Annotated in this window: 11 protein-coding genes and 2 riboswitches; of the genes, 8 read left to right on the forward strand and 3 right to left on the reverse strand. The window is 38.5% G+C overall.

Features of this window, described 5'->3' with window-relative positions:
• Positions 1-31: 31 nt before the first annotated feature.
• The gene (locus tag BMY66_RS09715; RefSeq protein WP_242942703.1) at positions 32-766 is read right to left on the reverse strand and encodes a hypothetical protein; all 735 of its coding nucleotides are present in this window, start codon (positions 764-766) and stop codon (positions 32-34) included.
• A gap of 238 nt (positions 767-1,004) precedes the next feature.
• Between BMY66_RS09715 and ispE the strand changes: the two genes are divergently transcribed.
• Genes ispE through BMY66_RS09730 form a run of 3 tightly spaced genes read left to right on the forward strand, consistent with a single transcriptional unit; the run spans position 1,005 to position 3,022 of the window.
• A complete protein-coding gene (gene ispE / locus BMY66_RS09720) occupies positions 1,005-1,880 on the forward strand; it encodes a 4-(cytidine 5'-diphospho)-2-C-methyl-D-erythritol kinase (protein ID WP_044935727.1) in 876 nt (291 codons plus the stop codon).
• A gap of 36 nt (positions 1,881-1,916) precedes the next feature.
• Positions 1,917-2,591 (forward strand): GntR family transcriptional regulator, encoded by a 675-nt coding sequence (locus BMY66_RS09725; RefSeq protein WP_044935728.1) that lies wholly within the window; start codon positions 1,917-1,919, stop codon positions 2,589-2,591.
• Positions 2,592-2,605: 14 nt separating this feature from the next.
• A complete protein-coding gene (locus BMY66_RS09730; RefSeq protein ID WP_074789966.1) occupies positions 2,606-3,022 on the forward strand; it encodes a YwiB family protein in 417 nt (138 codons plus the stop codon).
• 42 nt (positions 3,023-3,064) lie between these two features.
• Here the strand turns inward: BMY66_RS09730 and thiT are convergent, their stop codons facing one another.
• A complete protein-coding gene (gene thiT / locus BMY66_RS09735) occupies positions 3,065-3,631 on the reverse strand; it encodes an energy-coupled thiamine transporter ThiT (protein WP_033151688.1) in 567 nt (188 codons plus the stop codon).
• Between the two features lie 32 nt (positions 3,632-3,663).
• Positions 3,664-3,760, reverse strand: a riboswitch (TPP riboswitch).
• 127 nt (positions 3,761-3,887) lie between these two features.
• Here thiT and hflX point away from each other — a divergent pair.
• The 4 genes from hflX to BMY66_RS09755 all read left to right on the forward strand — a co-directional run bounded on the left by hflX (position 3,888) and on the right by BMY66_RS09755 (position 9,592).
• Complete coding sequence (hflX, locus tag BMY66_RS09740; protein ID WP_033151687.1) at positions 3,888-5,120, forward strand: GTPase HflX; 1,233 nt, start codon at positions 3,888-3,890, stop codon at positions 5,118-5,120.
• Positions 5,121-5,259: 139 nt separating this feature from the next.
• Positions 5,260-6,879, forward strand: a complete 1,620-nt coding sequence (locus BMY66_RS09745) for a Na/Pi cotransporter family protein (protein ID WP_090394999.1) — start codon at positions 5,260-5,262, stop codon at positions 6,877-6,879.
• 51 nt (positions 6,880-6,930) lie between these two features.
• A riboswitch (FMN riboswitch) is annotated at positions 6,931-7,060 on the forward strand.
• A 109-nt stretch (positions 7,061-7,169) separates the two neighbouring features.
• Positions 7,170-7,805: an ECF transporter S component gene (locus BMY66_RS09750; RefSeq protein WP_242843740.1), complete on the forward strand. Its 636-nt coding sequence runs from the start codon at positions 7,170-7,172 to the stop codon at positions 7,803-7,805.
• Between the two features lie 113 nt (positions 7,806-7,918).
• The gene (locus tag BMY66_RS09755) at positions 7,919-9,592 is read left to right on the forward strand and encodes an SGNH/GDSL hydrolase family protein (RefSeq protein ID WP_090395000.1); all 1,674 of its coding nucleotides are present in this window, start codon (positions 7,919-7,921) and stop codon (positions 9,590-9,592) included.
• A 7-nt stretch (positions 9,593-9,599) separates the two neighbouring features.
• Here the strand turns inward: BMY66_RS09755 and BMY66_RS09760 are convergent, their stop codons facing one another.
• Positions 9,600-11,273 carry a GGDEF domain-containing protein gene (locus BMY66_RS09760; protein ID WP_090395001.1) on the reverse strand — a complete coding sequence of 558 codons (1,674 nt, stop codon included), beginning with the start codon at positions 11,271-11,273 and terminating at the stop codon, positions 9,600-9,602.
• A gap of 149 nt (positions 11,274-11,422) precedes the next feature.
• On the opposite strand from BMY66_RS09760, the gene BMY66_RS09765 reads away from it, so the two are divergent.
• Entirely contained in the window at positions 11,423-13,114 is a 1,692-nt protein-coding gene (locus BMY66_RS09765; protein ID WP_090395002.1) for a methyl-accepting chemotaxis protein, read from the forward strand.
• Positions 13,115-13,143 lie beyond the last annotated feature (29 nt).

A 13,143-nucleotide genomic window follows, 5' to 3' on the forward strand; every position in this document is an offset into this window, starting at 1 on the left:
CAGCCTTGATTTATTTAGTTTTAAGATGGTTTTAGGTCTCAATATATGTAGATGAGCTTACAGTGGAAATGTTTTCCATATATGTGATGGATGTTCCGCCGGATGCACCTGCATTATTTGCTGAGTTAGATCCAGAACTGTAGGAGCCATTCTTCCACTGCTCAAATTTATCTAATACAGCATCGTAAGTTTTAGAAGAGATGTCTGGTAAATCCTTGCCCCAAGTTCCAGTTGCCTGCTCGTAGCCCTTCTTGAAAGCATCTAAGAGCATGTCAGCCTTTGATGTATCTCCGCCAGAAAGTGCGATAGCAAAATCTACAATTCTATCAGATGTCTGGTTAACTCCCCAGTATCCATCTTCGGAAATATCTTCCTTTGCCTTTGCAATTGTTTCCTCGTCTGCTGTGAATTTACCTTCTGCAAGGAATTTCCACATATCATCCTGAGTAGCAATAGCAAATGTGCTGCCCTGACCATTAATTGTCTTCATAACAATATCTAAAAGATTGTTAATCATCTTTTCCTGGTCAGCTTTCAACTGCTGAATAAGAGCAGTTCTATCTGTCTTTTTGTAGTTGTCTGTTGTTAGTGATTGTTCATCAGATTTTTCATAAACAGCAGCTTCATCAGAAAACTTTGATGCGCTGATTTCCTGTTTTGATGCATTGAATTCAAGTGTTTCTGTAACCGAACCATCAGAATTTGTAGTCTTAGAATAGGTACCTGCTATATTAGAAGATACGCTGTTTAATGTGCTTAACTCCATAATAATAACCTCCTTGTTACTGTGGCCATGAATAAAAAACCATATGGAAATCCTTTTCCTATTCTTATTATCGGATGCTAATTGAGAAATATTTATTATTAGATTGTATTTATTTTAATACAAAATTCTTGTAAAAGTGTGGTATCTTTGTTAAAATTTATTAAGATTGAATACAAAGAACAATTAAGTACAAAATACACACAAGTACAAATTTTAATGGAGTAGTAATTTCTTTTCAATGGATAATATAGATCTTAAAGCATTAGCAAAAATAAATATCGGACTTGATGTTACAGGAATCAGGGACGATGGATATCATGAAGTAAGAATGATTATGCAGACAGTCAATCTTTTTGACAAGGTCAGCATTAAGAAGCAGGAGGGGGATGCTGTTACCATGAGCACCAATCTTCGCTTCCTTCCTGTTAACGATGACAATCTTTGCATTAAGGCAGCAAAGCTTCTCATGGAGGAGTTTGATATACACACTGGTGTGCATATCAGCCTGGAAAAGCATATTCCTGTTGCAGCAGGCATGGCAGGCGGTTCTACAGATGCAGCTGCTGTAATGTTTGGAATAAATAAACTTTTTGATTTGAATCTCAGCAGAAAAGATTTGATGGAGCGAGGCGTCAAAATCGGAGCCGATGTACCATACTGTGTAATGCGTGGTACAGCTTTGGCAGAGGGAATTGGAGAGGTGCTCACACCACTTTCACCAATGGTGAAGTGCCCAGTGCTTATTGCAAAGCCAGGCATTTCAGTTTCTACAAAGCAGGTATATGAATCTTTGGATACATGCTTTGACAATGTTAAGCATCCAGACATCGATCAGCTGATTTCAGATATTAAAAATCAGGATTTACATGCCATTTGCAACCACATGGGAAATGTACTTGAAGAGGTTACAATTCCGCTACATCCAGTTATTGCTGATATAAAGAAAATCATGCTGGATCATGGAGCAGTTGGCGCAATGATGAGTGGTAGTGGTCCTACTGTATTTGGCTTTTTTGAAGACAACAAAACAGCAAAGGCAGCCAAGGAAGCACTTACAGAGAGCAAGCTTGTAAAGCAGCTTTATCTCACTACACTTTTTAACAACAAGTATTAATTAGTTTCACACATGAAATAAGGAGATTTAAACAGAATGACTGAAAATCTTACACTTCAAATGGATGATTATTTACCACTTCGCGATGTGGTGTTTAACACCCTGCGCGAAGCTATTCTTAAGGGCGAACTCAAGCCAGGTGAGAGGCTAATGGAAATGCATTTAGCTACAAAGCTTGGAGTTAGCCGTACACCTATCAGAGAAGCAATCAGAATGCTTGAGCACGAGGGACTTGCTGTTACTATTCCTCGCAAGGGCGCTCAGGTTGCTAAAATGACAGAAAAAGATTTACAGGATGTGCTGGAAGTAAGAGATGCACTTGATGCTCTTGCTGTGGTATGTGCCTGCGAAAGAATGACAGATGCTCAGTTTGTAGAGCTCAAGGAAGCTATGAAGGCATTTGAGTCAGCTACTAGAACTGACGATGTTCGAAAGATTGTGGAGGCTGATGAGGCATTCCATGATGTGATTTATGCGGCCGCTGCAAATCCTAAGCTTGAAAACATAATCAATTCTGCAAGAGAGCAGATGTACAGATATCGTTACGAATATGTAAAGAATCCATCTGTTTACGCGCAGCTTATATCTGAACATAAATCTATAATTGACGGTTTCGACAGAAGAGATGTAGATTTCCTGAAGGATATAATGCATGTTCATTTGTCAAATCAGATAAATGCTGTTCGTGAATTAATTAGAGAACAAAAATAGATTGGAAATAAATAATGACAGGAACAAAATGTAATATTAAACTTTGCTCCAAGCAAAAGATGGGCCACGAATCAGAGACTACAAATGAGGAGTATGTGGGTTCATTTATTGATAGAGGTAGTAAGCGTTACCTTTCTTATAATCGAGTTATGCCAGAGGGCCAAAAGGTAGATTGTCTAATAAGCTTTGAACACAACAAGCTTACATTGACTCAAAAAGGAGACATTCAATCAAAGCTTGAGTTTGCCCCAGGGGCTCGAACCAGAAATGCTTACAATACACCAATGGGCATGATGACTATTGTGGTTCACACAAAGCGTCTTGTAATCGAGCAAAAGGATACCGAAATCAATCTTTTAATTGATTACGATTTGGAAGCCGGTGGGGAACCTATCAATACAGTAATAGAAATTAAAGCAACATTAGAATAAGAAAACGCCAGAGATTACCTCTGGCGTTTTTGTTATTAAGAATTATTCAGTAGCCATATTTTTAAGTCTGTTCATGACATCTCTTACTGGTGGAATGAAAAGAATGATAAGTGTTACAGCAGCCTCAGCAAAGATGTAGATTGCGTTGTATGCAAGTGAGTAAGCTAGTGGATTCCAACCTTCCCAAGCCCATTCGCCAAAGAAAATCCAGCCTGAGATTACCGCAAATACGTAGCGTCCTAAAACTGCAGCAATGTAACCTTTGATAAGACCATATTTAGAATCCTTGAAGAATCCAGATAATCCAAGAGCACCAAAGGCGAGTATGTAATCAACAATAACCTGTGCTGGGAAAAGAATGTAAGGATCAACAATGAGGTTTAGCAATCCATAGGCAACACCTGTGATAATTCCAACAATAGGGCCGAACCAGAAACCTGGAAGACAAGCAACAAGCATTGAAAGTAATGTAATTGAGCCGCCAGTTGGGAATTTAAATACCTTAATATTAGACAAAACAAAAGCAAGTGCCATAGAAGCAGCACAAAAAGCTAGTTGCTTTGCAGAAAATGTGATTTTAGTTTTTTCGTTAGACATGTGATTAATCATTAAAAAAATCTCCCTTCATACATCAATGCTAGGAGATTCGTCTATCGCTTCCTTACGCTGGTATTATCCAGTTCAAGTATTAAGGGTCGGTGCAAGCACCTCTCAGCATATGCGCCCCTAGCAAAATATTTAATTTCGATATAAAAATATCACTTGTAGGAAATATAGTCAATGAGAAAATAACAATTAAATTGCAGTAAATAAAACAACATTGTAGAATGTAACTATAAGAGATTTTGAAAAGATAGGATATTAAATGGTAAATACAGAAAAGATTATAGAAAGAGTAATACTTGTATCAGTTAATGAAGGGGACGAGGTAGAGGCTAAGGATTCCCTTCATGAGCTTGCGGAGCTTTGTGAAACTGCCGGTGCACAGGTTGTGGGAGAAATCATGCAGAATCTGGAGCGCAGAAATCCTGGCACATATGTGGGCTCTGGCAAGGTTGAGGAAATCGCCGATTTAATTTGGGAGACAGAGGCTACAGGTATTGTTTGCGATGATGAATTAACACCAGCACAGATGCGCAATCTTGCTGATGCGCTAGATACAAAGGTCATGGATAGAACCCTTATTATCCTTGATATTTTTGCTGCCCGTGCTGGCACAGCAGAGGGAAAGATTCAGGTTGAGCTGGCACAGCTTAGATACGAGATGACTCGATTGACTGGCTTTGGTAAAAACATGTCCCGTGTGGGTGGTACTGCAGCAGGTGGCGGTGGTGCTATCGGAACTCGTGGTCCTGGTGAGAAAAAGCTGGAGATGGATAAGCGTCTTATTGCAGGGCGCATTACTCAGCTGAAGAAAGAGTTAAATGATGTTGTAAACCATCGTGAGCTTACACGTTCAAAACGACAGCGAAATGGCGTGCCTGTAGCGGCTATTGTTGGTTACACAAATGCAGGCAAATCATCACTTTTAAATAAACTTACAGATGCAAACATCCTTGAGTGGGATGCTCTTTTTGCAACCCTTGATCCAACCACTCGTGAGCTCCTCTTGGATAATGATCAAAAGATTCTGCTCACAGACACAGTAGGATTCATCAGAAAGCTTCCTCATCATTTGGTGGATGCTTTCAAGAGTACATTGGAAGAAGCTAAATATGCAGATTTCATCATTCATGTGGTGGATGTTAGCAATCCTCAGATGGACCGCCAGATGGAAATCGTATATGAGACTTTGGACAAATTAGGAGTTAGTGACAAACCTGTTCTTACTATTTTTAATAAAGTAGATAAGCTTGAAGATGAGTTGGATTATCACGATTTAAGGGCTGATTATACAGTACACACTTCCATTAAGACAGGAAAAGGCCTGGATAAAGTAAGAGAAATCCTGGCTACTTTGATGCGTGGAAATAAGGAATATATTGAGCGATTAGTTCCTTACACAGAAGCTGGAAGTATTGCAAAGATTAGAGAGACAGGAGAATTGATTTCAGAGGAATATCGTGAAGACGGTATTTTTATCAAGGCTTATATCTGAATTTACACAAATTTTACTTATATCATAGAAAATACTTAGACAATGGCATTCTAACATGTTATGATTATCAAGGACTAAAAAAAGAAGGATTAAGGATTTTACTTTTCGTGAAGGAAAAGTACGGTAGAAGGAGAAAATAATGACTTTAGCAGAGATATTATCACTTCTTGGTGGAGTGGGTCTATTTCTTTTCGGAATGTCGATTATGTCTACAGGCTTAAAAAACAGCTGTGGAGATAATCTTCAGGTTATTCTAGAGAAGGCTACTACAAACAAATTTGTAGCAGTCATCGTTGGTATAGCTATGACAGTATTGGTTCAGAGTTCATCTGCAACCGATGTTATGGTTATTGGTTTTGTAAATTCAGGTATGATGGCGCTTTCACAGGCCATCGGCGTTATCTTAGGTGCCAATATCGGTACAACAATCACAGCACAGATTACAGCTTTTAATATTGCTACATTTACACCATTCATTTTGTTTATCGGTGCAGTAATGTATCTTTTCATGAAGAGAGATATTGTTAAGCATTTAGGTTCTTTCTTTATGGGATTCGGTATGCTTTTCCAGGGGATCACTATCATGAAGGCATCCATTGCACCACTTGCAAATTCAGTGATGTTTAAGAACTTCCTTGCTGGATTAACAAATCCATTTGTAGCGCTTGTATTTGGTATTGCATTCACAGCATTACTTCAGAGCTCATCATCCGCAACAGTTATCTTCCAGACATTCGTTGTGCAGGGAATATTGGACTACAATGTAGCAGTTTACTTGATTATCGGTGCAGCCATTGGTTCAGTTACACCAAACCTTTTGGCATCACTTACAGCAAACAGAAACGGCAAGCGTTCAGCTATTTTGAACCTTTTGTTTAATGTAATAAGAGCAATTGTAATCGTAATTATTATAAATGTAACACCACTTCTGACATGGATTCAGTCTACATCATCTGATCCAGCCCGTCAGATAGCTAACACACATACAATCTTCGCTATTTTAGCAGTTTGTATTATCTTCCCATTCACTGATTACATTATTAAGCTTACATACATGTTTATTCCAAAGCTTCCAGAGGAGACTCGTGCAGCAGAGGACAGACAGCTTGTATTCATGACTCAGGTCAACAACGTGCCACCAAACATGGCTATTCACCAGGCACAGCTTGAGGCAGCCAGAATGGGTGCTATCGCAGCTGAAAACTTTGAAAAAGCCATCGACTGCTTCTTTGACTACTCACCTGAAAAGGTTGAGGACGTAGAGCAGCGCGAGGAAACAGTTAACATCCTCAACCACGCTATTCAGGATGCAATGGTTAAGCTTCAAACTTTGAACCTTACACCTGCTATGCTTCGTCGTATATCTGCAATCACTATTGCAGTTACCGATATTGAGCGTATTTCTGACCATGCTGAAAACATCATCGAGTATGCAACTCGTATGAAGAATAAAAAGACAAAGCTTTCAAAGAAGGCAGCCAAGGAACTTAAGGAAATGGCTGACAACTCTATGGAAGAGGTTGAGCTTGCCATCGATATTTTCACTTCTGAAAACTACGAGAACCTAGACAAGATTGAAAAGCTTGAAAAGAAAGTAGATAAGCAGGAGAAGCAGCTCATCAACCACCACGTAGAGCGTCTCATGGAGAACAAATGCGAGCCCGTTGCCGGTGTAATCTTCTCTGACATGGTCACTGACCTGGAGCGATGCGCCGACCACGCCATCAACATCGCCTACGCCCTAAAGGAACATCCATAAAAAGGGGTTGCACTGCGGGGGAAAGTGTAGTATATTGTACTCAATTAAATAGGAAATCTTCAGGGCAAGGTGCGAAAACGGTGGTTTTCAATTCCTGACCGGCGGTAAAGTCCGCGAGCCTTCGGGCCGAACTGGTGAGATTCCAGTACCGACAGTATAGTCTGGATGAAAGAAGAAGCGATATAGTAATTAGGCCCTGAGAGTAATCTCAGGGCTATTATATTGTGTGCAATTAATTTTTGGAGACTTCCTAAATTTTAATAATATTTTATTTTTAGGAGGATTGAATTATGGATTCAACACAAATGACAGGACAAGGAGTAGGTAACAAGGTGCAGAGCAGAGTAAATGTAAGGAATATGACAGTGACAGCAATGCTTTCGGCAGCAGCTTTCGTATTGATGTTTTTAGATACTGCTATTCCTCTTATGCCAAACTTTATTAAGCTTGATTTATCTGAGCTTCCAGCACTTATTGCTTCTTTTGCATTGGGACCAGTGTGGGGCGTTATTGTTTGTCTTATTAAGAATCTTCTTCATTTGACAATGACACAGACTGGTGGTGTAGGCGAGCTTTCAAACTTCATTTTAGGTGCAAGCTTTGTGCTTCCAGCAGGTTTGATTTATCACAGAAAAAAGACAAAGGGGCGTGCGATTGTAGGAGCTGTTGTTGGTGCTTTGATTATGGGTGCAATTAGCTTCCCATCAAACCTTTTTATTGTTTATCCAGTGTACTACAACTTTATGTCAAAGGAAGCAATCATCGCAGCATACCAGGTAGTTGCTCCATTTGCAAAGATTAGTTCAATTGAGCAGTGCTTGCTATTCTTCAATGTACCATTTACATTTGTAAAGGGCATGATTTCAGCAATTATTACAATTTTAATTTATCAGCCACTTAGACCACTTCTTAAGGGCAATAATTAATAACTGAATATCGAAATAGCAATTTATCCCACATTCATCGCAAATTTTGTGTAGATGATGTGGGATTTTTTTTATACTATGAAATAAATTTATAGTAAGGAGAGTGGGGGAATATGGTTAAAGCACCAACAGATCCAGAAAAGAATAGGGGATTTTTCTTCACTATGAAGGAAAAAGAGTTTTATGGAAAGAGAACGGAGCTTTATCAGGATGCATGTAGACTGCCAAACAGTGCGGAAGTGACAGGAAATGTGCATGATAAAGAGATGTTGAAGCTCCTTGAAACGGTAGATGGTTTTAAAAAGCTTGTGCATAGTATTGGTGTGTCCATTGAAATGGAGGACAAGGACCAATCTATAGATTTTAGATTTCAGTTTTATGGCAAAAAGGATCAGTACGGTGGAGGCGCAAATATTTATGCTACCATTCCAGCTGATGGTTCTGAGCAGAGGCTGTATTTAAAGGATGTGGAGTGGAAAGAGGATGACAATGTACCAGGCCAGATTATTCTTACATCAGAGGATGAAAAGGCTAGAGGCTTTATCACACTTCGCTTATATCTAAACGATGGTTTTGAAGCACCGGAGCAGGAAGAGGAATCTCCTGTAGATGTGGATTCAAAAGAGTATAAGGATATGATTTCCAATTCTCTGATGCAGATTGGAAATACGAAGCGAATTGGAAAGCTTATTGAAAAAGCGAAAGCCGGTAAGGATGTGACTATAGCCTATATCGGCGGTTCAATCACTCAGGGGGCAGGCGCAACTCCGATAAATACAGAATGTTACGCTTATAAGTCTTTTGTAGGCTTCAAGAGGCTTCTTGGAGACGGCGATAATATTCATTATGTAAAAGCCGGTGTCGGCGGCACTCCTTCAGAACTTGGTATGCTACGATTTGATAGAGATGTAACTAACGATGGCAAGATTAAGCCAGACCTTGTAATTGTGGAATTTGCTGTAAATGATGAAGGCGATGAGACACAGGGCGACTGCTATGAGAGTCTTGTAAGAAAGATTCTTAAGCTTGATTATGAGCCAGCGGTAATTTTATTGTTCTCTGTATTTGCAGATGATTTCAACCTTCAGGATAGATTAAAGCCAGTAGGAATCAGATATGAATTACCTATGGTTAGTGTGAAGGATTCTTTAGTACCTCAGTTTTATGATAGGGCAAAACGTATTATTACAAAGAATCAGTTCTTCTATGATATGTTTCATCCAACAAATTTGGGACATACTATTATGGCTGCTTGCCTCATTAATCTTATGCAGACCATTATGGAAAAGGCAGCTAAAGATAAGGAATATGATCCTGATTTTGAAGCAAAGCCTGCTATAGGAAATTCTTTTGATAATGTAATTTTAGTTGATAAAAAAGATAATACTGATATGCTGACTATCAATCCAGGTGGATTCGTATATACGGATACAGTGCTTCAGTCTGTTGAGCGTGAGTTGGATTTGGAACTGACACCAGAATTCCCATATAACTGGATGTATGATGGCAGCAAGAATACTGACAACGTATTTACGGTAGATGTGGAATGCAAAGCTCTTGTAGTTATTATGAAGGACACAGGAGAAGTGGATGGAGCCGTAGCAAAAGCTTATGTAGATGGAGAGTTTGTTAGAGACTTAGATCCATACGTAAACAGATGGTGCCACTGCAATCCACTGATTTTAATAAACCAGAAGAATACAGCGGCACATCATGTTGAGATTCGCGTCGAATCAGATGATATTCGAAATAAATTTACAATCCTTGGCTTTGGATTAGTAAAATAGTTATGATTTATTGAGGGGACCGGCGGTCAAAACCGGTTTCCTCATAATATTGCTTTTTATCTTCGTACATTCTTTCATCAGAAAGCTTTGCAAGAGTATCTACAGTTGCATAAGGATCTTCTCGTACAGAGGCATATCCCAAAGAAATCGAAATTCCATCAATATATTTTCCTCTCCAATGTGAAAGGTAATGCTTTAAATTGAAAAGTCTTCTGTTTAATTCTGTCTCGTTTGCAACTAAAAGAACAGCAAACTCATCTCCACCCATACGGCCAATTGTGCTGGTAGAAGAGGTGTTAAAAGCTCTTCTAAGACATTCAGCTGTACCAATTAATAATTCGTCACCTGCATCGTGACCTAGGTTATCATTTGTGTATTTTAATCTATTTACATCTATTGCTATATAGGTCAAATCCTTTGGCAGTTTCTGTTTTTCATAATCTCCTACTATGGCATAGAAATGACGGCGGTTGCCAAGCTTTGTCATTTCATCTGTATATGCGTAAACCTTTGCTTGGGCAAATTCTTTTTCCTCTTTTACATTCAGGCCAATTCTGCGGTAAATCAATCCTATTTGAACCATAATGAATATCATCAAATCAATGATAACAATGAGTAAGTAGTTGTAATAGATATGGTTTAAATATTGAACCAATGCAATTCCTGCAAATAAAATGAATATAAAGTTGGCAATGGAAATGCCTACACCTGTTTTTGCCTTTTGCTCATCTTTTACAGTGGTGTATGAATAGTATCCAACCATGATCATTACAAGCAAATCAATGGCGTGGGCCACATATACAACTGCGCCCCATTCAATAATACCAATGGTAGCAAATAGACAGCTAAGAACGATAGCCAGGGCTATGACGCTATCAATTATATTGTCGACTTTGCCTATACGAGTAAATAATGCTCGTGATATTTCAAAGAACAACATAGGCATAAGAATAAATGAGATTACATTTAATATTGAAAAACCTGTCATATGTCCCCAGATTACAAATGGAACACGGGTTTCATTAATAATCCATTGGGCTGATATGATTGAGAATGCACCAGCATAGAAGAGGGCTTCAAAAGTAAGCTTTCTAATTAAGGCGGTACGTTTTACTATAAAATAGCCGGAAACAATCATTTCCAAGATACCAGTTACCGTAAATACAACAAACAAGATTAATGAAGGGATATTTTGCTGCATTTGACGGATACCATAAGAAGAGCGTGTGGTGATAAAACCTTCTGTAAGCTGGGAACCATATAGGGAATCCTGCAAATCAATGGTAACAGATATATCGTGGCCGCTGTATTTATATTCCAATGGAATCCATATTTCCTTCTGACCTATATTTGTTTTGTGGCCGAATAGATAACTGTCTCTTGATTCTAGAATTACATCACCATCGATTGCTACTTCAAAAGAATCATAATAAGCTCGTAGAACCAGCATTTGATCGCCATAGACAGTAGGAAGAGTATTTGTAATAGTGAAAACGTCTTGGTTGCTATAAGGAAAGGTGATAAGGCGTCCATTAACCTTCCAGTAATCACTAAAATACACAGTATTTTCTCTATATTCATATTTGACCTCGTTTGAATAGCAGAAACCGAAGCCAATGAATAAAAGAAGAATCAATGTATATATGAATGCTCCAAGTCGTCTAACAAATGATAAATCCATAATTTTCGCTCCTTGTGGAGCATTATATCAACAAATATAGAACTTTTAATGAACATGTTGTGAAAAATCCCATAATGAAAAATCTTTATTTTATAATAGCGTTAAACGGTAACTGTGTAATATTCTACAGTTCAAAGCGGAGGTAAAAGATGGAGGCTAAAAAAGGATTAAAAAGAGACAAGGCTACAATAGCCGGTCAACTCGGTATCTTTTCTGGATTTACAATCCAAATGTTTTTACTTGTAACTGTTTTAATGCTGATATTCTTTGGCTTGGTATTTGCGAATATTTATAGCTTCTATAATGTTCAGTTTGTAACAGAGACATATCAGATGGAAATCAGAAAGGATGTCCAGACAATTAACAAGAGACTTCTTTTTGCACTAGCATCTAGCGATTCTGATGTTACTGCAGCGCAGAAGGAAGATTTGGAAGGAAGATTTCCAAAGATTGAAGGCTACTTCTCTACAATATCTTCTAACTTAAATAACGAGGATTTGGGAAATCGCCTTACAACAAACTGGAAAGCTTTTGAAGAGGCATCATATGAGATGCTTGATTTAGTGGAAGCAGGGGATACAGCAGGCGCATTGGAATACTATAATTCCACATTGAATGAAGTATCAGAGACTCTTGCAGATTCACTTGATGAAACAGGTGAATTGGCAGAAAAGGCTGCAGCATCAAAATATAAAGCAATCCTTATAATTATTGTTGCTGGAGTAGTCGTTCTTGTAGGAGGACTTATAGTTGTAAGTTCAATCAGTAAGAAGAAGGCTGATACGCTTATTAAAACAATTGAAAATGATTTGGCTGTACTTGCGAAGGCTACTGAAGAAATTGCTGAAGGTAATGTACATGTAGAAATTGATTATGAAGCTGATAATGAAATTGGTAAGGTTGTAAATGAATTGAGAACAGCTGTAGATTCTTTGTCATTCTATATTGATGAAATTGGAAGTAAGATGTCTACAATGGCAAACGGCAATTTCAATATTAGTTTTGAAAAGAATTTTGATGGAGATTTCAGAGCAATCCAAACATCTATTGAATCATTCTCACAGCAGATTTCAGATTCTATGACAGAGATTATGGAAGTATCTGATATGGTATCTGATGGAGCAAATCAGATTGCAGGTGCTGGTCAGAATCTTGCAGATACAGTTACATCTCAGGCAAATATCGTAGAAGATTTGTCTGTTACTGTTAACAATATTACAGATCAGATTTCAAGCAATTCAACAGATGCAACACAGATTTCTAAGGAAGTTGAAGTGGTTGCTCAGAATATTGTTGAAGGCAACCAGAGAATGCAGGATGTTGTTAATGCTATGGATGCAATTTCATCATCATCTCAGGAAATTTCAAAGATTATCGATACAATCAATGCTATCGCTGATCAGACAAACCTTCTTTCTCTTAATGCGTCAATCGAGGCTGCAAGAGCTGGTGAGGCTGGTAAGGGATTCGCGGTTGTTGCTACAGAGGTTTCACAGCTTGCAGGTCAGACTGTAGAAGCTGCTCAAAACACAGCGGGCCTTATTAATGCATCACTTCAGAGTGTACAGGAAGGTATTGCTATTGCAAACGATACAGCTGAGAAGCTAAATGGTATGGTTTCTCAGGTTCAGGGAATTGCAGATAAGGTTAAGACTATTGCTGAGGCTTCAAATTCACAGGCTGCTTCTGTAAAAGAAATGTCTGCTAACATTAGCGAGATTTCATCTGTTGGTCAGAACAATGCTGCTACATCTGAAGAATCACTTGCGCTTAGCTACGAAATGAATGAACATGCCGACTCATTAAAGGGATTGGTTGAACGCTTTGAGCTTAAAAAATAAATAGAAATTTAAATTATCAAGGACGCCTT

The organism is Pseudobutyrivibrio sp. C4 (genome assembly GCF_900111635.1).
GTDB classification, from domain to species: domain Bacteria; phylum Bacillota; class Clostridia; order Lachnospirales; family Lachnospiraceae; genus Pseudobutyrivibrio; species Pseudobutyrivibrio ruminis.

Bases quoted from the DNA above. Each gene is read 5' to 3' on its own strand.
- BMY66_RS09760 (WP_090395001.1), bottom strand. From the start codon at position 11,273: ATGGATTTATCATTTGTTAGACGACTTGGAGCATTCATATATACATTG.
- thiT (WP_033151688.1), bottom strand. From the start codon at position 3,631: ATGATTAATCACATGTCTAACGAAAAAACTAAAATCACATTTTCTGCA.
- BMY66_RS09745 (WP_090394999.1), top strand. From the start codon at position 5,260: ATGACTTTAGCAGAGATATTATCACTTCTTGGTGGAGTGGGTCTATTT.
- BMY66_RS09750 (WP_242843740.1), top strand. From the start codon at position 7,170: ATGGATTCAACACAAATGACAGGACAAGGAGTAGGTAACAAGGTGCAG.
- BMY66_RS09765 (WP_090395002.1), top strand. From the start codon at position 11,423: ATGGAGGCTAAAAAAGGATTAAAAAGAGACAAGGCTACAATAGCCGGT.
- hflX (WP_033151687.1), top strand. From the start codon at position 3,888: ATGGTAAATACAGAAAAGATTATAGAAAGAGTAATACTTGTATCAGTT.
- BMY66_RS09725 (WP_044935728.1), top strand. From the start codon at position 1,917: ATGACTGAAAATCTTACACTTCAAATGGATGATTATTTACCACTTCGC.
- BMY66_RS09755 (WP_090395000.1), top strand. From the start codon at position 7,919: ATGGTTAAAGCACCAACAGATCCAGAAAAGAATAGGGGATTTTTCTTC.
- ispE (WP_044935727.1), top strand. From the start codon at position 1,005: ATGGATAATATAGATCTTAAAGCATTAGCAAAAATAAATATCGGACTT.
- BMY66_RS09715 (WP_242942703.1), bottom strand. From the start codon at position 766: ATGGAGTTAAGCACATTAAACAGCGTATCTTCTAATATAGCAGGTACC.
- BMY66_RS09730 (WP_074789966.1), top strand. From the start codon at position 2,606: ATGACAGGAACAAAATGTAATATTAAACTTTGCTCCAAGCAAAAGATG.